Annotated in this window: 19 protein-coding genes; 12 read left to right on the top strand and 7 right to left on the bottom strand. The window is 63.4% G+C overall.

What is annotated here, in order from left to right; genetic code table 11:
• Window positions 1-2: 2 nt before the first annotated feature.
• Window positions 3-707 (bottom strand): response regulator transcription factor, encoded by a 705-nt coding sequence (locus NFR87_RS05030; RefSeq protein WP_251447239.1) that lies wholly within the window; start codon window positions 705-707, stop codon window positions 3-5.
• Between the two features lie 156 nt (window positions 708-863).
• On the opposite strand from NFR87_RS05030, the gene NFR87_RS05025 reads away from it, so the two are divergent.
• A complete protein-coding gene (locus NFR87_RS05025; protein ID WP_251447236.1) occupies window positions 864-1,352 on the top strand; it encodes a 4'-phosphopantetheinyl transferase family protein in 489 nt (162 codons plus the stop codon).
• 162 nt (window positions 1,353-1,514) lie between these two features.
• On the opposite strand, the gene spo0A is transcribed toward NFR87_RS05025, so the two are convergent.
• The 4 genes from spo0A to NFR87_RS05005 form a co-directional block, all read right to left on the bottom strand.
• A complete protein-coding gene (gene spo0A / locus NFR87_RS05020) occupies window positions 1,515-2,270 on the bottom strand; it encodes a sporulation transcription factor Spo0A (protein WP_251447234.1) in 756 nt (251 codons plus the stop codon).
• A gap of 151 nt (window positions 2,271-2,421) precedes the next feature.
• Window positions 2,422-3,498 (bottom strand): SpoIVB peptidase, encoded by a 1,077-nt coding sequence (gene spoIVB / locus NFR87_RS05015; protein ID WP_251447232.1) that lies wholly within the window; start codon window positions 3,496-3,498, stop codon window positions 2,422-2,424.
• 265 nt (window positions 3,499-3,763) lie between these two features.
• Window positions 3,764-4,495, bottom strand: coding sequence for a Bax inhibitor-1/YccA family protein (locus tag NFR87_RS05010; protein WP_251447230.1), 732 nt, complete (start codon window positions 4,493-4,495; stop codon window positions 3,764-3,766).
• 95 nt (window positions 4,496-4,590) lie between these two features.
• Window positions 4,591-7,032, bottom strand: a complete 2,442-nt coding sequence (locus NFR87_RS05005; RefSeq protein ID WP_251447228.1) for a cation-translocating P-type ATPase — start codon at window positions 7,030-7,032, stop codon at window positions 4,591-4,593.
• 65 nt (window positions 7,033-7,097) lie between these two features.
• Here NFR87_RS05005 and NFR87_RS05000 point away from each other — a divergent pair, with 65 nt between their 5' ends.
• Window positions 7,098-7,367 carry a hypothetical protein gene (locus NFR87_RS05000; protein WP_251447226.1) on the top strand — a complete coding sequence of 90 codons (270 nt, stop codon included), beginning with the start codon at window positions 7,098-7,100 and terminating at the stop codon, window positions 7,365-7,367.
• Between the two features lie 3 nt (window positions 7,368-7,370).
• On the opposite strand, the gene NFR87_RS04995 is transcribed toward NFR87_RS05000, so the two are convergent.
• Complete coding sequence (locus tag NFR87_RS04995; protein WP_251447224.1) at window positions 7,371-8,315, bottom strand: ROK family protein; 945 nt, start codon at window positions 8,313-8,315, stop codon at window positions 7,371-7,373.
• Window positions 8,316-8,485: 170 nt separating this feature from the next.
• Here NFR87_RS04995 and NFR87_RS04990 point away from each other — a divergent pair, with 170 nt between their 5' ends.
• Window positions 8,486-8,728 (top strand): TIGR03905 family TSCPD domain-containing protein, encoded by a 243-nt coding sequence (locus tag NFR87_RS04990; protein WP_251447222.1) that lies wholly within the window; start codon window positions 8,486-8,488, stop codon window positions 8,726-8,728.
• A gap of 45 nt (window positions 8,729-8,773) precedes the next feature.
• Here the strand turns inward: NFR87_RS04990 and NFR87_RS04985 are convergent, their stop codons facing one another.
• Window positions 8,774-10,123 carry a D-alanyl-D-alanine carboxypeptidase family protein gene (locus NFR87_RS04985; RefSeq protein WP_251447220.1) on the bottom strand — a complete coding sequence of 450 codons (1,350 nt, stop codon included), beginning with the start codon at window positions 10,121-10,123 and terminating at the stop codon, window positions 8,774-8,776.
• Window positions 10,124-10,218: 95 nt separating this feature from the next.
• On the opposite strand from NFR87_RS04985, the gene NFR87_RS04980 reads away from it, so the two are divergent.
• From NFR87_RS04980 to NFR87_RS04940, 9 genes are read left to right on the top strand one after another with little or no spacing between them, the layout of a single operon-like run.
• Window positions 10,219-10,599 (top strand): ComEA family DNA-binding protein, encoded by a 381-nt coding sequence (locus NFR87_RS04980; protein WP_251447218.1) that lies wholly within the window; start codon window positions 10,219-10,221, stop codon window positions 10,597-10,599.
• A complete protein-coding gene (locus NFR87_RS04975) occupies window positions 10,596-11,282 on the top strand; it encodes a response regulator transcription factor (protein WP_251447216.1) in 687 nt (228 codons plus the stop codon). Before NFR87_RS04980 ends, NFR87_RS04975 begins: the two co-directional genes overlap by 4 nt.
• 29 nt (window positions 11,283-11,311) lie before the next feature.
• A complete protein-coding gene (locus NFR87_RS04970) occupies window positions 11,312-12,745 on the top strand; it encodes a sensor histidine kinase (RefSeq protein ID WP_251447214.1) in 1,434 nt (477 codons plus the stop codon).
• Complete coding sequence (locus NFR87_RS04965; protein WP_251447212.1) at window positions 12,742-13,251, top strand: GerMN domain-containing protein; 510 nt, start codon at window positions 12,742-12,744, stop codon at window positions 13,249-13,251. Before NFR87_RS04970 ends, NFR87_RS04965 begins: the two co-directional genes overlap by 4 nt.
• Window positions 13,248-14,042 carry an HAD family hydrolase gene (locus NFR87_RS04960; RefSeq protein WP_251447210.1) on the top strand — a complete coding sequence of 265 codons (795 nt, stop codon included), beginning with the start codon at window positions 13,248-13,250 and terminating at the stop codon, window positions 14,040-14,042. The genes NFR87_RS04965 and NFR87_RS04960 overlap by 4 nt, the downstream gene beginning before the upstream one ends.
• Entirely contained in the window at window positions 14,039-14,674 is a 636-nt protein-coding gene (pgmB, locus tag NFR87_RS04955; RefSeq protein WP_251447208.1) for a beta-phosphoglucomutase, read from the top strand. The genes NFR87_RS04960 and pgmB overlap by 4 nt, the downstream gene beginning before the upstream one ends.
• 50 nt (window positions 14,675-14,724) lie before the next feature.
• Window positions 14,725-15,735, top strand: coding sequence for an ABC transporter substrate-binding protein (locus NFR87_RS04950; protein ID WP_251447206.1), 1,011 nt, complete (start codon window positions 14,725-14,727; stop codon window positions 15,733-15,735).
• Complete coding sequence (locus NFR87_RS04945) at window positions 15,732-17,444, top strand: cache domain-containing sensor histidine kinase (protein WP_251447204.1); 1,713 nt, start codon at window positions 15,732-15,734, stop codon at window positions 17,442-17,444. Before NFR87_RS04950 ends, NFR87_RS04945 begins: the two co-directional genes overlap by 4 nt.
• Complete coding sequence (locus NFR87_RS04940; RefSeq protein WP_251447202.1) at window positions 17,441-18,181, top strand: response regulator; 741 nt, start codon at window positions 17,441-17,443, stop codon at window positions 18,179-18,181. The genes NFR87_RS04945 and NFR87_RS04940 overlap by 4 nt, the downstream gene beginning before the upstream one ends.
• Window positions 18,182-18,228 lie beyond the last annotated feature (47 nt).

Raw genomic sequence — 18,228 nt, 5'->3', positions numbered from 1 at the left:
GGTCACACCTTCTCCATCTTATATCCCAGGCCCCAAACCACCTTGATGTACCGGGGGTTGGCCGGGTCGATCTCGATCTTCTCCCGAATGTGGCGGATGTGTACCGCCACCGTGTTCTCCGAGCCGTAGGCCGGGTCGTTCCACACCTGCTCGTAAATTTGGGCGGTGGAAAAGACCTGGCCGGGATGCTGGAGGAGCAGCCGCAGGATGTTGAACTCCAGGGGGGTCAGGCTCACCGGCTCCCCGTCTACGGTGACGGTCTTGGCGGCGTCATCCATGGCGATGCCCCCGTTTTTCAGAAGTCCGTCGTCCCCGGCGCCCACCGAGCCCTCCTTGCCCCCCAGGAGGGTGTAGCGGCGCAGCTGGCTTTTCACCCGGGCCATGACCTCCATGGGGTTGAAGGGCTTGGTCACATAGTCGTCCGCCCCGATGTTCAGCCCCAGCACCTTGTCCGCGTCCTCCGATTTGGCGGTGAGGAGGATGATGGGCACGTTGCACGCCTCCCGCAGCTTGGCGGTAGCCCGGATGCCGTCCAGGTTGGGCATCATCACGTCCATGAGAATGAGATGGACGTCGTTTTCCTCCACCGCCTTCAGAGCCTGCCGGCCGTCATAGGCGGCGATGGTGTGGTAGCCCTCGGCAGTGAGATAGATATCCAGGGCGGAGACAATATCTCTGTCGTCGTCGCAGATCAGAATGTTATACATGGGATCACCTCATGGCACTGAGTATAGGAGAGATTTTTTAAGAGGGGAGGGGGGAAAGTTTTAAGAAGAATTTAAATTCAAAAAAGTGAATTCATTGTACCACAAAAGCGGGCGGATATGGTAGTATATTAAAAAAGATTTGGAGGAGGCGGCGGAATGGTCTGGAAAGTGGGGGAAGGGGACGGGTATGCCCTTTTGGCCGCTCTCTTGGCGGCACATGTGGGAGAGAGCCTGCCGGCCATGGAGCGCAAAGAGGGTGGTAAGCCTTGGTTTCCCAGCCGTCCCGACCTCCATTTCAGCGTCAGCCATTCCGGCACTCTGGCCCTGTGTGCCCTTTCAGACCGGGAGGTGGGGGCGGATGTGGAGCTGATCCGTCCCCGGCGGGAGCGGCTTCCCGCCTATGCCCTGGACGGGGAGGAGCTGGACTGGTACCGGGCCCGGGGCGGCGGCTGGGAGTGGTTCTATACCCTGTGGACACTGAAGGAGGCCAGGGTGAAGTGCACCGGCCAGGGCCTGAGGAGACCTCCCCGTGAGATCTCTGTTCCCCTGCTGGAGCCGGGAGAGACAGGGGACTGGGATGGCTTCCGCTTCACCGCCCTGGCGGGGGAGGTATGGCGGGGCGCCCTCTGCGAGAAGTTGACATAATATTTTTAAAAAATAAAAGCTAAGCCTGACGGAGACGCTCCGTCAGGCTTAGCGGCATGTTGGACAAAGAAGGATGCTGAGTGATGGGAGGCATTGCCGGCCGTCGGACGGCGCACCGCCAAAGGGCCTCGCCAAAGCGGTCATGGCTTGCAGCGCGAGGGCTCAGAGCTCTTTGCGCTGGAGCTGGAGCCGGTCGGCGATCATGGCGATGAATTCCGAATTAGTGGGCTTGCCTTTGGCGTTGGAGACGGTGTAGCCGAAATATTTCTGCAGCGTCTCCAGATCGCCCCGATCCCAGGCGACTTCGATGGCGTGGCGGATGGCCCGCTCCACACGGCTGGCGGTGGTGCCGAAACGCTTTGCCACCTCGGGGTAGAGAACTTTGGTGACCGCGTTGATGACGTCCATATCCTCCACGGCGATCATGATCGCCTCCCGGAGATACTGATAGCCCTTGATGTGGGCGGGCACGCCGATCTCATGGATGATGGCGGTGACAGTGCTCTCCAGGCCACGACCCCGGCGGTCGGTCTCCTCGGCGCTGTGGCTGGGTGTCACCATCTGCCGTACCCGCTCCACCACCGAGGCGGTCTTGCAGGGCTTCATCATGAAATAGTCCGCGCCCCGGGCGGCGGCCAGCTCGGCCACGCTGCCGCCCGCAAAGCTGGAAAGCACCAGCACCCGGGGCTTTTCGGGCAGCTCGGCCAGGGCGGAGAGTACCTCCACACCGTCCAGCTTGGCCAGGATCATGTCCATGACCACCACGTTAGGCTGGCGCTGGCGGCACAGCTCCACCACCGCCTCACCGTCGGCAGTGTCCGCCACAACGGTCAGGTCACTCTCTGCGTTTAGGGTCTCCACCAGCAGACGGCGAAATTCTTCCCCTGCGTCCGCCACCAGGATCGTTTTCTTTTCCAAATCCGTTTCCTTCTTCCAAGATCGATCGATCACGAGATTACCGGTTGCTCATAATTTACCATAAAGAGACAGCGAACGCAATACTCTTTTGGTAAATTTTGGATGAGAAAAAATCGACTTTATACGACCGCATCATGCATATTCAACGAATTTAGACGTTTTTCAGACAGCTTTCGGCAGTCTCCAGCATCCTTTGCGCCAGGATGCCATAGCCCTGAGTGGGGTCGCCCACCAGCACATGGGTCACCGCGCCCACCAGACGGCCGTTCTGAAGGATGGGGCTGCCGCTCATCCCCTGGACGATGCCGCCGGTGGCGGCCAGGAGCTCCGGGTCGGTGACCCTGATGGTCATATCCCGGCCGTCGTCGGCGTGGGGGTAGAGCTTGACGATCTCCACGTCATAGGCGCGCACCTCGTCTCCGGCGATATTGGCGTAGATGGTGGCGGGGCCGGCCTCCACCTGGGACTTGTCCGCCACAGGTACCGGCTCCAGCTGGCACAGGCCGCTGTCCTCCAGGGTGCCGAAGATGCCGCTGGAGGTGTTGGCCCACAGCTCGCCGATATCCGTCTGTGTGTCAAAGCTGCCGTGGAGCTCGCCCGGCTCTCCCCGCTGGCCCTTCTTCACGTCGCTCACTGTGGCGGAGATGACCCCGCCGCTTTGCAGCGGCATGAGCTGGGCGGTGTCCACGTCGTTGACGGCGTGGCCCAGGGCGCCGAACTCCCCGGTGGCGGGGTCGTAATAGGTCACAGTGCCGATGCCGGCCATGGAGTCCCGCAGCCAGGCGCCCAGACGGTAGACCCCGTCGGTGGAGCACTGGACGGCCTTGGCCGTCACCTGCACCTGCTTTCCGTCCCGGATGGCCCGAATGGACATCTCATCTCCGCCGATGGCAGACAGCTGCTCCTGGACGGCCTCGATGGTGTCCACCTCTGTGGCGTTGATATGGGTGATCACGTCACCCTCTTTCAGACCGCAGGACTTGGCGGGCGTCAGGTTTCCCTCCGCCGCCGGGATCTGGGAAAAACCCACCACCATCACACCGTCGGAGAAAAGCTTGATCCCCACCGCCCGTCCTACGGGCACCACTGTGCGCACCTGCTCCGTTCCGGTCATGGCCGGAGCCTCCCATGCCATGGCGGGAGCGCCCCCCAGCACGCCCGCCACTGCCAAGGCCACCGCCGCCATTCGAAAAGGCGTGGGCCCCGACCGCTCTCTTTCCTCTTTCAATTGACCACCCCCATAAAATCGATGCGGCGCCTCCGGCTGAAGGCGCCGCTTTTAATATGAGCGAAAGAGGGGGTGGGAAGTCTGGAAATGAACAGGGGCTTTGGCTTGGAGGAAAGTGGAAAGCCCTCCAAACCGGGCGGGGGGATCTTTATGCTGGGAATGATCGGCGGAAAAGGGGGGACTTTTCTTTGGTTTACATAAAAATAATGACAAGAAAAAGGGAAGGCTGTCTTCTGTGAAGACAGCCTTCCCTTTTTGACGCAAATCAATTCCTTCTCTTGCCGAAAATACGAAGCAGGTAGACAAAGAGGTTCACGAAGTCGAGATAGAGCTGGAGCGCGGAGAAAACGGAAGCTTTTTTCAGCATAGCCGCGTCCCCCTGATAGGCCTGGTAAAAGGCCCGGATCTTCTGGACGTCGTAAGCGGTGTAGGCCAGGAAGATGACCACGCCGATGGTGCAGATCACCTGGTCGACCATCTCCAGGCCGGGAATGAACATCATGAGCAAATTGGCCAGGATGAGGAAGATAAGCCCGCCCAGCAGGATGGCGCGCATCCGGCTCAGGTCAATGTTGGTAAAATAGCCAAACAGAGCCATGCCACCGAAGTAAAGGGCGGTGGCGGCGAAGACCAGGATCAGGCTGGGCAGCTCGAAGACGATGAAATAAAAGGTGAAGGTGACGCCCGTCAGGGCGGAGTAGAGGAAGAAGAAAACCGTGGCCGTGGCGGGGGTGATCTTGTGGATGGCGGCGGTCATGCCGATGGCGACCGCCAGCTGGGCGATGAGCAGGATCAGGTGAAAGGCGGGAATATAGGTCACCGCGTTGTAGAAGGTCATCAGGCCCGCCCGGGTGGTGCTGAAGAAAACGGCCACGCCGAAGGTCACCAGCAGGCCCAGGAACATGAGAAGAAAGGTCTTGGAGGTGTAACGGCCCAGACTCTCGCCCGTCAGGCCCTGCTCCAAATGTTTCTCCTGCTCGTAAAAGTTTTCCGGCATAAAAAACACCTCGTTTTTGTTTGGGTTCCGGCGGCGGTTCCCGCCGCCTTGGCAAGGATATTTTACCACGAAGAAAGGGCGCTTACAAGGGGAAATTATCCGCGCCGCCGGCCACTGCGTTTGCGCTTCAGCCCCAGCACCAGCCGCCGGCTGCGCTCGAAGAGGGTGAGAATGGAGCGCATCACCGGCCAGCTCAGGGCCAGGAACACCGCCAGCACCAGCGTCTCCTGAAGGGTCAGGGCGCTCAGGGAGAAGAACTCCCTGGCCCAGGGCAGGGTGACGCCCAGGGCCAGAGCCGCCGCCACCCCGCCCCAGAGCACCCGGCGCTTCAGGTCGAAGGGCTTACAGACCTGGTAGAGCACCAGCAGCCCCACAAAGGCCACGCACAGGGCGGAGAGAGTGGACAGAGACTGGGTGGGGAAGGCAAAGGCGAAGGCAAAAGCCTGGATGCCCAGAATAATGATGAGGTTGGTCAGACCGCCGGGGAAGGCGTCCCGGAGGACATTTGTCATAAATTTTCCGCTGACCCGGCTCTTGTTGGGCTCCAGGGCCAGCACGAAGGAGGGAAAGCCGATGGTGAGGGCGGAGATGAGGGAGAGCTGGATGGGCACCAGGGGGTAGGGCATGTCCACAAAAATGGTGAGCAGAGACAGGCAGAAGGAGAAGATGTTCTTCACCAGGAACAGGGAGGCGGAGCGCTGGATGTTGTTGATGACCCGCCTTCCCTCCGCCACCACCTGGGGCAGGCAGGCGAAGTTGGAATTCAGCAGCACCAGCTGGGCGGCGTGGCAGGCCGCCTCGGCTCCCGAGGCCATGGCAATGCCGCAGTCGGCGTCCTTCAGGGCCAGCACATCATTGACGCCGTCGCCGGTCATGGCCACGGTGTGGCCCTGTTTTTGCAGGGCCTTCACCAGCTTCCGCTTCTGGCCCGGAGTCACCCGGCCGAAGACGGTGTACTTCCCGGCAGCGGCATAGATGTCCTGGTCGGAGCGCAGGGTGGCGGCGTCCACCCAAAGCTCGGCGTTCTCCACCCCCGCCTTTCGGGCCACCTCGGCCACGGTGAGGGGGTTGTCGCCGGAGATGACCTTCACCGCCACGCCCTGGGCGGCAAAAAAGGCGAAGGTCTCCGGGGCCTCGGGGCGGATGGGGTTGGCCAGCAGGGCCAGGGCCATGGGTCTGACCTTTCGCCCGTCCAGAGGACTTTTGCCGTCCGGCACGCCGTCGTAGCCGGCGATGAGCAAGACCCGGTAACCCTTGGCGGAATAGGGCTCCACCATTTCCTTCAGCTCCTGGTACCAGGGGCCCATGACAAATTCCGGGGCGCCGGCCACAATGGCGCCGTGACCGGGAAAGACGGCGGCGGAATACTTGTTGGCGGAGGTGAAGGGGATCACGGCGGAGGGGCTCCAGCCGGGATCGGCGTCAAACCGCTCCAGCATGGCCCGGCCGGTGTCATTGTCTGCCCCCAGGGTGTGGTACAGGGCGCTGACGGCCTGCTCCACCGCCTCGATGGAGTACCGCTCCTCATCCAGAGGCACCAGCTCCCGAACGGTCATGCCCGGCTCGGTGATGGTGCCCGTCTTGTCCACGCACAGTACGTCCACCCGGGCCAGGGTCTCGATGCAGTTCATGTCCTGGGCCAGGGTCTTTTTCTGGGCCAGGCGGATCATGCTCACCGCCAGGGCCACGCTGGTGAGGAGGTAGAGCCCCTCGGGGATCATGCCGATAAGGGCGGCCACCGTGGCGGTCACCGCCTGGCGAAGGCCCAGCTCCAGCACAAAATACTGCTTCCAGAAGAGGATGGCCCCCATGGGGATGAGGGCGATGCCGATGAAGCGGATGAGCCGGGAGAGTGAGGCCATCATCTCCGACTGTCCGGTCTTCACGTCCTTTTTGGCCTCCAGAGTGAGCCGGGCGGCGTAGCAGTCCGCGCCCACCCGGGTGAGCTGGGCCCGGCAGGAGCCGGAGACGATAAAGGAGCCGGAGCGCAGAGCGTCTCCCGGTTTTTTCTCCAGGGGGTCTGCCTCGCCGGTGATGAGGGCCTCGTTGACCTGCACGGTTCCGGAGCGCACCACTGCGTCCGCCGAGATCTGATCTCCGGCGGAGAAGACGGCGATATCGTCCCGCACCATGTGGTCGGTGGGCACGCTCATCTCCTCTCCCTCCCGGACGACGACGCCCCTGGGGGAGGAGAGCAGCTTGAGCTTGTCAATGGTGCGCTTGGAGCGCAGCTCCTGAAAAATGCCGATGACAGTGTTGGCGATGGCGATGAGCAGGAAGGTGGCGTCCTTGTAAGCGCCCACCGCCACCAGAGCGGCGGCCAGCACAAAGAAGATGAGATTGAAAAAAGTAAAGACGTGACCCCGGACGATCTCCTTTTCCGTCTTGGTGGGCGATTTGACGGGCAGGTTGGCCCAGCCGCCCTTTTGACGCGCCGAGACCTGCTCCCGGTTCAGACCCTGGGCAGGGTCGACCTCCGCCACGGGGATATCCTGGCGGACAGGGACGGTATCCGGTTGTGTGGAAGAGTGCTTCATGCTGCGATCCGTCCTTCTATATGGCCCCGCTTCCCGCTATACTGATAGGGAAGGAGGCGGTCTCTATGGAGCTTAAGCAGGCAGGAGGCGACCAGATGACCCGGTTGGCAGTGTGCGTGGTGGTGGCAATAGCGGCGGTGTACGCCGCGGAAAAGCTCTGTGAAGGGCGGGGCTATCCCCTGTGGGAAAAGTACGGCCCCTGGCTCAAGGACAACAAGGTACAGGCCATCGCTGTCGCGGCGGCGGTGCTCTATGGGGCGTCGCTGGCGCTCTGGCCCCAGGAGGGGCGGCCGGAAAAGGCCCCTCTGGAGGAGGAGTTTACCCCCTGTGAATAGAGTTTAACGGTATACGGGCACCAAAGCGGCGCCGATGATTCCCGCCTCGCTGCGGAGCTTTGCCACGCAAAGCCGGGTGCGCCGGGGACTGTCCCGGGTGAACTCCTCCCGGTCGAGCACCTCCCGCAGGGGGCGCAGGAGCTTTTCGCCCTGGCGGGAGATGCCGCCGCCGATGCACAATACCTCAGGCTGGAGGATGTTGATGAGGTTGACGATGCCGCAGGCCAGATCGCCCAGGTAGTCGTCCAGCACGGCCTGGGCCGCCGGATCCCCGGCCTCCGCCGCGTCGAAAACCGTCTTGCCGTTTACCGCCTCCAGAGTGGGGGCGAAACGCCACAGGGCGCTGTCGGGGTGGTGCTCCATGGCCTCCCGGACAGAGCGGATCAGGCCGGTGGCGGAGGCGTAGGCCTCCCAGCAGCCACGGCGGCCGCAGGTGCACTCCCGGCCGCCCCGGTGGATGACCATGTGGCCGGCCTCCATGCCGGCGTAATTGAAGCCGGTGAAGAGCTTGCTGTCCAACACCGCGCCGCAGCCCACACCGGTGCCCAGGGTCACCGCCGCCAGAGAGCGGTAGCCCCGGCCCGCCCCGGCCACGAACTCACCCAGGGCGGCGGCATTGGCGTCGTTTTCCAGCAGGGTGGGCATCTCCAGCCGCTCGGAGACCATGCGGGAGAGGGGGACGTGATCCAGTCCCAGGTTCCAGGCGTGGAGCACCATGCCGTTTTCCGGGTCGATGGAGCCGGCGGAGGCCAGACCCGCGGAGCGGACGTCGGACAAAGCCACCCCCGCCTGGTCGGCGGAGAGCCGGGCGGCCTGGGTGATGGCGTCGGCCACCGCGTCGGCCCCCTTGGGGGTGGGGATGTTGACCTGGCCCAGCAGCTCGCCCTTCTCATTGACCAGTCCGGCGTGTACGTTGGTGCCGCCCAGGTCGATGCCGATGTAATACATATTGAACCCTCCCCATTTTATGTATTTTCATTATAATCCAAAACGGAGCCGGTGAATAGGGAAAGGGAGAAAATTTTCGAAAAGATTTAGAATGGAAGGGGCAGACCCTTCTTGCCTTTTTCCGCAGGCGGTGCTACAATGGGGCAAACCAAAGAAAAGGGGAGAGCTCCATGACCATAGATTATCAGCCTAAGGGCGTCTGCGCCCGGCAGATGCGCATTGAGGTGGAGGACGGCGTCGTCAAGTCCCTGGAGGTGCAGGGCGGCTGCCACGGCAACCTCCAGGGCATCAGCAAGCTGGTGGAGGGAATGAAGGTGGAGGATGTGATCGCCCGGCTGGACGGCATCCACTGCGGCTTCAAGCCCACCTCCTGCCCGGATCAGCTGGCCCAGGCATTGAAGGAGAATCTCTGAAGAAAGGCCCGGAGCCGCGCTGGCTCCGGGCCTTTTGCTATGTAATTACCGCTTTCTGCCCCGGTAGCTGGCGCTGTATGTCTTGGGGGCATTGTAGCGCTTGCGGCGGCTGGGGCCGAAGACCATGCGCCGCAGCACCAGCAGGAGAAGGAGAAGGATGGCGGCCAGCAGGAGGAGCTTCACCCACAGAAGGCTGAACAGCGCCTGGATGTGATCCAGGATGAACACCAGCTGGGAGCGCTCCAGAGCGGTAGTGGCGATGAGGTCGGCGCTGCCGTAGTCCTTGCCCGCATAGGAGATGGAGATGGAGCCCAGCACCTGCCCTTTCTCAATGGGGGCCTCCAAGGATTCCGGCAGCTCCACCTGGCGCAGGAAGAGGGTGGGATCCAGGTCGTTGGGCAGGGTGGCCTCCAGACCGAGGCTGGCCTGAACGGTGACATAGTCCTGTTGGGCGCAGTATTTCACCGGCACAGTGGCGATGGGGTCGATGGGGCTCAGAAGCTCCTTGCGGGAGAATTCGTTGAAGCCGTATTCCAAAAGGCGTTTGCTCTCGGAGAAATAGTTGGCCTCCGCCTTGCGGTAGTCCTGTCCGCCCAAGAGGACGGCGATCATGAGCCGGTCGTTCTTCTCCGCCGCCGAGGCCAGGCAGAAGCCCGCCTCCGGAGTGGAGCCGGTCTTGATGCCTACGGCGTAGCGGTAGAGAAGGTCGCTGCGCCCGGTGCGGAAATTGGAGACCAGGGCGTTGGTGTCATGAAGCTCCCGGGCGGCGTGGAGGTTGGTCGCGGGCACATCGTAGCGCACCGAGGAGACGATCTCCCGGAAGTCGGGGTGCTTCATGGCCTCGGCACACATCTTGGCGATGTCCCGGGCGGTGGTGTAGTGGGCGTCGTCATGGTAGCCGTGGGTGTTGACGAAGTGGGTGTTTGTCATGCCCAGAGCCGCCGCCCGCTGGTTCATCAGCTCCACAAAGGCGGGGATGCTCCCGGCCACGGCGGAGGCCAAGGCGTTGCAGGCTTCGTTGGCGGAGGGGAGGAGGGCGCAGTAGAGCAAGTCCTGCACCGTTAGGATCTCCCCGCTCTTCAGTCCCTGGGTGGAGCCCCCCTCGCCGATGCCGGTGTAGAGGTCGTCGCCCAGGGTCACGACGGTGTCCATGGACAGCTCTCCCCGGTCAATGGCCTCCACAGTGAGAAGGCCGGTCATCACCTTGGTGATGGAGGCGGGGTAGCGGCGCTCGTCGGCGGCCTGCTCGTAGAGCACCTCGTTATAGTCGGCGTCCAATAGGATGGCGGCGGTGGCCTCTACCGAAAAGGGCTCGGCGGCAGCCGCCGGGGCGGCCAGAGCCGCCGTCAGCGCCAGAAGAAGAAAAAAGATGGAGAAGGAACGATATTTTTTCATAGGAAACTCCCGCTATATATGTTATAATGTCTCTGAATAAAACCATTATATCAGACCTTCGGTACAGACGCAACAGAGGAGGCGGTTACAAAATAATGACGATTTCCAAATGGGAAGCCGCCGCCCTGGCTTTGGCGGGGCTGTTTCTGGCCTTTACCGCCGGGTGGTTCCTCCGGGGGAACACTGCCGCCGCGCCCATTCGGGTGGAGACGCAGCGCACTTTGGAGGATACGGTCATTGCGCTGCCCGCGCCCACCGTGATCCCGGAGCAGGAAAAAGTCAATATCAATACCGCCGACGCTGAGGCGCTCATGACCCTGCCCGGCATCGGAGAGAAACGGGCGGCGGATATTATTGCCGACCGGGAGACTAACGGCCCCTATCGCTTTCCTGAGGACATCACCCGGGTCAAGGGCATCGGGGAGGAGACCCTGGCGGAGCTGATAGACGATATCACTGTGGAGGACGCGAAATGAAAATACTGGTAGTGGACGACGAGCGGGTGCTGGTCAAGGGCATCAAATTCAATCTGGAGAGCGAGGGCTACCAGGTGGAGGTGGGCTATGACGGCCAGGCCGCCGTGGCTCTGGCCCGGGGCGGGGCCTTCGACCTGATCATCCTCGATCTGATGATGCCCAAGCTGGACGGGCTTCAGGCCTGTATGCGCATCCGGGAATTTTCCAACGTGCCCATTATCCTCCTCACGGCCAAAAGCGAGGACGCCGACAAGCTGGTGGGCTTTGAGTGCGGTGCCGACGACTACATCACCAAGCCCTTCAATATCCTGGAGCTGAAGGCCCGCATCCGGGCTCTTCTCCGCCGGGCGGGCATGGCCCAGCAGAGCTCGGGGGGCGGACAGCTCACCGTGGGCCACATCCTTCTGGACGCCGACCAGCGCTCGGCCTGGAAGGAGGGACAGAGCGTGGAGCTTACCGCCAAGGAGTTTGACCTGATGGAGCTTCTGATGCGGAACCCCGGCCGGGTCTACTCCCGGGAGAATCTTCTGAACGTGGTGTGGGGCTATGAGTACGCCGGGGATTACCGCACCGTGGACGTCCACGTCCGCCGCCTGCGGGAGAAGCTGGAGCTGGATCCCGCCAATCCGGAGTACATCCTTACCAAGTGGGGCGTGGGCTATTATCTGAAAAGCGGACAGTAAACGGCCGCTGAAGGAGAGGAGGGAACGCCATGGAGACCGCCCGGCAGTCGAAGAAAGTGCCTCTTTGGCGCTCTCTTCAAACCAAATATGCCATGACTTACCTGGTGGTCATTGCCGCGGTGCTGGTGCTGCTCAACACCTACCCGGTGCTGGCCTCCCAGGAGATGGTCTTCCAGTCCAAGCAGACCTCCCTGCAGAGTCAGGCCGCGGTAATGGCCTCCGCTCTGGCGGGGCCGGACAGCCTCAGCGAGGAGGGGGTGGCCCGGGTCATGGAGGTGCTGGGCGATACCGGCCTGAGCCGGGTGCTGGTCACCGGCCCTTCCGGTCTGGTGCTCTATGACAGCGCCGGACAGGCGGCGGGCCAGTATGCCCTTCTGCGGGAGGTGGCCGCCGCCCTGCGCTGGGAGGACAACATCCGCTCCGACTTTGAAAACGGGGCCTTCCACAGCCGGGCCGCCACCCCCATCGTGTACCGGGGCATGACCCTGGGAGCTGTGTATGTGGACGAATATGACACCTTCGCGGGGGAGTTCCTGGTGAGCGTCCAGCAGACCCTTCGCAGCATCTCTCTGGTCATCGCGCTGGCCGCCCTGCTTTTCAGCGTCGTGTTCTCCAAGGCCATTACCCGCCGGCTGGGGCAGCTTTTGGGGGCCATCCGCACCGTCCGGGAGGGAGAGTACAGCCACCGGGTGAAGCTCTCCGGTAAGGACGAGCTGACCCAGCTGGCCGGGGAGTTCAATGACCTGACCGGCCGCCTTCAGACCACGGAGGAGGTGCGCCGCCGTTTTGTCTCCGACGCCTCCCACGAGCTGAAGACCCCCCTGGCCTCCATCCGCCTGCTCACCGACTCCATTTTGCAGACCGGGGACATGGATCCGGAGACCGTCCGGGACTTTGTGGGGGACATCGGCAGCGAGGCCGAGCGGCTCCAGCGCATTACCGAGCATCTGCTGGCCCTCACCCGGCTGGACGCGGGAGCTCCGGTGGTCACCGAGCCGGTGGAGGTGGCCGCGGTGGCCCGCCGGGCGGAGCACATGCTGGAGCCCCTGGCCCGGGCGGTGGACGTATCCCTTACCATGGAGCTGGATGAGGACGTGTGGGTGCGCTGCACCAGGGACGACCTGTACCAGATCCTGTTCAATCTTATGGAAAACGGCGTGAAGTATAACCTGCCCGGCGGCAAGCTCTGGGTGCGGCTGAGGGCGGTGGAAGACCGGGCGGAGATCGTTGTGGAGGATACCGGTGTGGGCGTCCCCGCGGAGGATGTGGATAAGATCTTCGACCGGTTCTACCGGGTGGATAAGGCCCGCTCCCGCGCCGCCGGCGGCACGGGCCTGGGCCTATCCATCGTCCAGGACACCGCCAAGCGTCACGGCGGCGTGGTGACCGCGCAGCGGCGGGAGCCGGAGGGTACCCGCTTCACCGTCACCTTCCCCCTGTGTGAAAGGGGGGAGCGGGCATGAAAAAGCGTCTCGCCGCCGCCCTGCTGGCACTGAGCCTGCTCTGCGCCGCCTGTTCCCACCGGCCCGGCCGGGATGAGGAGCCCCCGGAAGGGCAGTATGCGTTCTACTTTATCACCGCCTCCGGCCGGAGGGACGACGCCGCACTGGATCGGGAGTTCCGGGAGCCCTCGTCAGGGGGCACGGTAGAGGGGCTTATGACCCTTCTGCTCTCCGGGCCGGAGAGCGACAGTCTGGCCTCGCCCTTCCCCAGCGGCACCGCCCTGCGGGGGTGGTCGATCAGCGACGGGGTGGCCGCGGTGGATCTCTCCGAGGCCTACGAGGGCCTGTCCGGAGCGGAGCTGACCCTGGCCGACGGCTGTATTGTGCTCACCCTGTGCCAGCTGGAGGGCGTGGAGGCGGTATATCTGACGGTGGAGGGCCATCCCAGGCCCTTCCGGGATCAGGTTCTGGAGCCGTCAGATTTTCTGCTGCGTAATACGTTACAGGGAGAGGAGGAGATCACGTGATCAAACTCATCGCCAGCGATATCGACGGCACCCTCATCCCCTATGGAGACAGCGAGCTGCCTGAGATGCTTTTTCCCCTCATTCGCCGTCTGCGTGCCGCGGGGGTGCACTTCTGTCCCGCCTCGGGCCGGCAGTTTCACTCCCTGCGCCGTCTCTTCGCCCCGGTCTCGGAAGAGATCTGCTGCCTGTGTGAAAACGGCGCCATCCTCTACGGCCCCGGCGGAGAGGACACCGCCCCGGTACTTTCCAAGACCGTTATGCCCCGAAAGGAGGCTCTGGCGCTGTCCCGGGCCATTTTGGAGCTGCCCGGATGCCAGATCCTGATCTCGGGCGCCAATACCACATATATCTGTAACGGTACGCCGGAATACGTCCAATATATGCGGGGGCCGAAGGGGAACCATGTGGCGGAGGTGTCCGCCCCGGAGGCGATCGGGGAGGACGTCATCAAGGTCTCTGTCTACTGCCCCCAGGGCACGGCGGAGCCCATGGCCATTCTGGGCCCCCGGTGGGGAGAGAGCCTCCACATGGCCGCCGCGGGGCCTGACTGGGTGGACTTCGGCCTGGCGGACAAGGGCGTGGGATTGAAGGGATTGTGCGCAGGGCTGGGCGTTTCCCTGGCGGATACCGTGGCCTTTGGGGACAACTGGAACGACACGGCCATGCTGGACATCGCCGGCACAGCCTACCTGATGGAGGGGGCCGACCCTGTACTGAAGGCGCGGTATCCCCGCCGCTGCAGCAGTGTATTGACCGTTCTGGAAGACATCCTAAAGGAGCTGGGAGCATGAAAAAAGCGGTGATCTTTGATTTGGACGGCGTGCTGGTGCACACCGACCGCTATCACTATAACGCCTGGCGTATCCTCACCGACAAGCTGGGCATCGATTTTCCCCAGGAACGCTACGACGGCATCCGGGGCCTTTCCCGAATGGACAGCCTGGAGCGCATTTTGGCCTTTTCCCCCCGGCAGTTTACCCGGGAGGAGAAGGAGGCCCTGGCCGCCGAAAAGAACGAGGCCTACTTACAGCGGGTGGAGCAGATGGGCCCTGAAGAGGTGGACGGTGACGTCCGGGCCGCTCTCAGGGGCCTGCGGGAGAAAGGGCTCCTTCTGGCGGTGGGCAGCAGCAGCAAAAACGCAAAGCGCATCCTGGCGCGCACAGAGCTGACGGCCTGCTTTGACGCCATTGCTGACGGCAGTATGGTGACGAGGGCCAAGCCCGATCCGGAGGTTTTTTTGAAGGCGGCGGAGCTTCTGCGCGTGGCGCCGGCGCAGGCTCTGGTGGTGGAGGACGCGGCGGCGGGCCTTCGGGCGGCCAAGGCCGGGGGCTTCCAGGCGGTGGCCTTTGGCGGGGACGCCGCGGGCAACCCCCTGGCGGACTATGAGGTGACGCGCCTGACAGCGCTTTTGGAGCTGGTATAAGGGCGTTTTCGCGAGCCGATCAAGAAAGAGCAGAGAAAGAGGTGGAGAGGATGAAAAGGCGTTGCTTTGGGCTCCTGTGCGCCCTCTTTTTGTGCCTTTCCGCCTGCGCTCCGCACCAGAACGACCCCCCGGCCCCGGCGGCGGAGGATCGGCTGGTGGTCTACACCTCCCACAAGGAGGAGGTCTACGGGCCCATTGTCAAGGAGTTTCAGGAGCGCACAGGCATCTGGGTAGAGGTGGTCACCGGGGGCACCAACGAGCTTTTGGAGCGCATCGCCGCCCAGGCCGAGGCGCCGGAGTGCGACGTGATGTTTGGCGGCGGCGTGGAGAGCCTGTCGGCCTACGCCGATCTCTTTGCGCCGTATACCTGTTCCGGCGCGGAGCTTTTGAAGCCGGGCCTCCGGGGGGAGGGGGATCTGTGGACGCCCTTTTCCGCCCTGCCGGTGGTGCTCATCTATAACACAAAGCTGGTGGATGAGGCGGAGCTGACCGGCTGGGAGGATCTTTTGGATAGCCGCTGGAAGGGGAGGATCGCCTTTGCGGATCCCGCCGTGTCCGGCTCCAGCTATACCGCCGCCGTCACCATGCTCTCCTGCCTGCCGGGGGAGACCTGGGAGCTGGTGCGGGCCTTCGCGGAGAATCTGGAGGGGGCTCTGGGGGACTCCGGCGATGTGGTCTCCGCCGTGTCCGGAGGCAGAAAGAGCATCGGCGTCACACTGGAGGAGACCGCCCTGAAGGGGATCGCCCAGGGGGAGAACATCGGTGTGGTCTACCCTGCCGAGGGTACCAGCGCGGTGCCTGACGGCAGCGCCCTTATCTTGGGGGCGCCCCACCCGGACAATGCCAAGGCTTTTTTGGAGTTTGTCCAGAGCGCCGACGTACAGTCCCTGGTGGTCAGCGCCTTCTCCCGCCGCTCGGTGCGCCAGGATGTGGCCGACCGGGAGGAGCTGCCCACCGAGGAGGAGATGGGGGTCTTTGACTATCCCATGGTCTGGGCTTCCGCGCTGAAGGAGGAGTTTTTGATCCACTGGGCGGACTTTACCGGGGAGGAGACGCCATGAGGGGGCTGGGCTTGCGCGCCTCCTTCCAGAAGAAGCTACTGGGCTCCTTCCTGGCGGTGGGTCTGGTGCCTCTGGTGGTGTGCGTGGGACTTATTTTAGGGATCTTTCAAACCGTTCTGCTGCGTAATTCCAGGGAGAGCGCCCAGAACCAGCTCGACGCGCTCTCCTCCGATTTTGAAACGCTGCTGACCGATTGCGGCGGGGTGCTGGAAAGCCTGCAGAAGGAGACGCTTATCGTCGACGCCATGACCGGCAGGAGACGGTTCAACGGCACCCAGGTCTATAACGCGCTCTATTCCGCGGCCCTGCCCCTCTTGCGGGAGGCGGATTTCTCCCTCTATGACGCGCAGGGGGAGCTGCTGTATGCCACCTCCAACGCCGCGCCCAGGAGCCTGCCCACCAACTGGGGGGCGCTGGCCGCGGCCGGGGAGGCGATGGAGACGGTCTACCGCCAGATATCCCCGCTGGATTCTACCGGGGGGTGCATGCGCATGGCCCGGGCCGTTCCCGGCCGGGACGGGGCGGCGGGCTACGTGGTGGCGGAGCTGCGGGAGGAGCATTTCCAGCGTCTGTTTCAGGGCGGCTACGGCACAGGAAGCGACGTGCTGGTTCTGGATCCCTTCTGGGATCAGGTCTATGCCACGCCGACTCTTCAGGACAGTGCGCTGGCCGCCCGGCTGCGGCTCTGCCTGCTGGATGGGCAGAGCCTTGGTGAGGCGGGGGCGGACTATACCTACCACGTCTTCCGGGAGAAGAGCAGCGGATTCTCTGTGCTTTTGCGCCAGCCGAAGCCTTTGACGGACGGAACCATGCGGCTTTTCTGCCTGGTGGCCGCCCTGTCCATCCTTTTGTGCGCGGGCGTGTGTATGCGGGTGGCGCTGGGCTTCAGCCGCCAGCTCTTTGAGCCTATCCGCACCCTCAACAGCGCTATGGCGGCGGTGGAGGAGGGCGACCTGGACGCCAGGGTGGAGGTGACAGGCACCGATGAGATCAGCCAGCTCTCTGGCCGGTTCAACCGGATGACTCAGCGGCTGAAAGCCAATCTGGCCCAGTCCATCCACCAGCAGCAGGAGTTGGGGGACGCCCAGATCCGCATGATGCAGGCCCAGCTCAACCCCCATTTTCTCTATAACACCCTGGACACCCTGAAATGGCTGGGGAAGATCAACGGCTCCCAGGAGATCTCCACCATCTCCGCCGACCTGGCGGACATCCTGCGCCGGAGCATCTCCGCCGAGGAGTTCGTGGAGCTGCGGGAGGAGCTGGAGGTACTGGAGCGGTATGTGGAGATCCAGGCCATCCGCTTTCCCGGCAAGTTTGAATTTGCCCTGCGGGTGGAGCCAGCCTTGATGGACGCCCTGGTGCCCAAGCTCATGCTCCAGCCTCTGGTGGAAAACGCCATTATCCACGGTTTTGAAGACGGCAGCAGCGGCCACATCTCGGTGGAGGCTGTCCAAAGCGGGGAGACCATGCTCCTCACCGTGCGGGACGACGGCTGCGGCATGTCGGAGGAGAGCATGGCGCGGTTCCTGCGGCGCTCCGGCCCGCAGGAAGGGGGCCATCTGGGCCTTTACAATGTGGACGCCATCCTGCGTCTCCACTACGGCCCGGACAGCGGCCTGCAGTTCCTGCCCCCTGCCGGGGGACGGGGCACCTGTATCCGGGTGGCGCTGCCCATCGCCCATGGAAAGGGGGGAGAGGAAACATGATGAAGGTAGTGGTGGTAGAGGACGAGGCTCTGGTGCGCCGGGGCATCGTTTTGGCGGTGGACTGGGCGGCGGTGGACTGCGCCGTGGTGGGAGAGGCCGCCGACGGCCAGGAGGGCCTGGAGCTGATCCGCCAATGCAAACCGGAGCTGATCGTCACCGACATCAAAATGCCCCGGATGGACGGCATTGAGATGGTGCGCCGGCTCCGGGCCGAGGGCAATGGAGCCCATGTGATCATCCTCACCGCCTACAGCGATTTTTCCTATGCCCAGTCGGCGGTAAAGCTGGGGGCGGTGGACTACCTGCTCAAGCCCTTTCACGACGGGGAGCTGGAGGAGGCAGTGACCCGGCTCCAGAGCCGGGTGGGCCGGGACGCCGCCCCGGCCCAGGGGCCTGATGTGGCCGTCGAGGGCAAGAGCAAGTACGTGAAGGAGGCCCTGCGCTACATTGCGGAGCACTACAATGAACCTGATATCAGCGTCAGCTCGGTGGCCCGCTCTCTGGGTATCAGCGAGGGCCACCTGAGCCACGAGTTCAAGAAGGAGACCTCCCGTACCCTGGGCAGCTACCTCACCGATTACCGCATCCATGCGGCCATGGAGCTGCTGCGGGACTGCCGCAACAAGGTCTACGAGGTGGCCGAGCAGGTGGGATACCGGGACATTACCTATTTCAGCTCCACCTTCAAAAAGGCGGTGGGCATGACCCCCTCAGAGTACCAGCGCCAGAGCCAATGAGACAGAGAAAAGCCCCTGACCGGAAGGTCAGGGGCTTTTGTGTGGAA

The sequence above is a fragment of the Vermiculatibacterium agrestimuris genome, assembly GCF_943193085.1.
Classification (GTDB): domain Bacteria; phylum Bacillota; class Clostridia; order Oscillospirales; family Oscillospiraceae; genus Vermiculatibacterium; species Vermiculatibacterium agrestimuris.
Note: the sequence above shows the minus strand (reverse complement) of the source record. Positions and strands in the feature narration are given on the sequence as shown.

Coding starts and splice junctions, on each gene's coding strand:
- NFR87_RS05030 (WP_251447239.1), bottom strand. CDS start 707: ATGTATAACATTCTGATCTGCGACGACGACAGAGATATTGTCTCCGCC.
- NFR87_RS05025 (WP_251447236.1), top strand. CDS start 864: ATGGTCTGGAAAGTGGGGGAAGGGGACGGGTATGCCCTTTTGGCCGCT.
- NFR87_RS05010 (WP_251447230.1), bottom strand. CDS start 4,495: ATGCCGGAAAACTTTTACGAGCAGGAGAAACATTTGGAGCAGGGCCTG.
- NFR87_RS05005 (WP_251447228.1), bottom strand. CDS start 7,032: ATGAAGCACTCTTCCACACAACCGGATACCGTCCCTGTCCGCCAGGAT.
- NFR87_RS05000 (WP_251447226.1), top strand. CDS start 7,098: ATGGAGCTTAAGCAGGCAGGAGGCGACCAGATGACCCGGTTGGCAGTG.
- NFR87_RS04995 (WP_251447224.1), bottom strand. CDS start 8,315: ATGTATTACATCGGCATCGACCTGGGCGGCACCAACGTACACGCCGGA.
- NFR87_RS04990 (WP_251447222.1), top strand. CDS start 8,486: ATGACCATAGATTATCAGCCTAAGGGCGTCTGCGCCCGGCAGATGCGC.
- NFR87_RS04985 (WP_251447220.1), bottom strand. CDS start 10,123: ATGAAAAAATATCGTTCCTTCTCCATCTTTTTTCTTCTTCTGGCGCTG.
- NFR87_RS04980 (WP_251447218.1), top strand. CDS start 10,219: ATGACGATTTCCAAATGGGAAGCCGCCGCCCTGGCTTTGGCGGGGCTG.
- NFR87_RS04975 (WP_251447216.1), top strand. CDS start 10,596: ATGAAAATACTGGTAGTGGACGACGAGCGGGTGCTGGTCAAGGGCATC.
- NFR87_RS04970 (WP_251447214.1), top strand. CDS start 11,312: ATGGAGACCGCCCGGCAGTCGAAGAAAGTGCCTCTTTGGCGCTCTCTT.
- NFR87_RS04965 (WP_251447212.1), top strand. CDS start 12,742: ATGAAAAAGCGTCTCGCCGCCGCCCTGCTGGCACTGAGCCTGCTCTGC.
- pgmB (WP_251447208.1), top strand. CDS start 14,039: ATGAAAAAAGCGGTGATCTTTGATTTGGACGGCGTGCTGGTGCACACC.
- NFR87_RS04950 (WP_251447206.1), top strand. CDS start 14,725: ATGAAAAGGCGTTGCTTTGGGCTCCTGTGCGCCCTCTTTTTGTGCCTT.
- NFR87_RS04945 (WP_251447204.1), top strand. CDS start 15,732: ATGAGGGGGCTGGGCTTGCGCGCCTCCTTCCAGAAGAAGCTACTGGGC.
- NFR87_RS04940 (WP_251447202.1), top strand. CDS start 17,441: ATGATGAAGGTAGTGGTGGTAGAGGACGAGGCTCTGGTGCGCCGGGGC.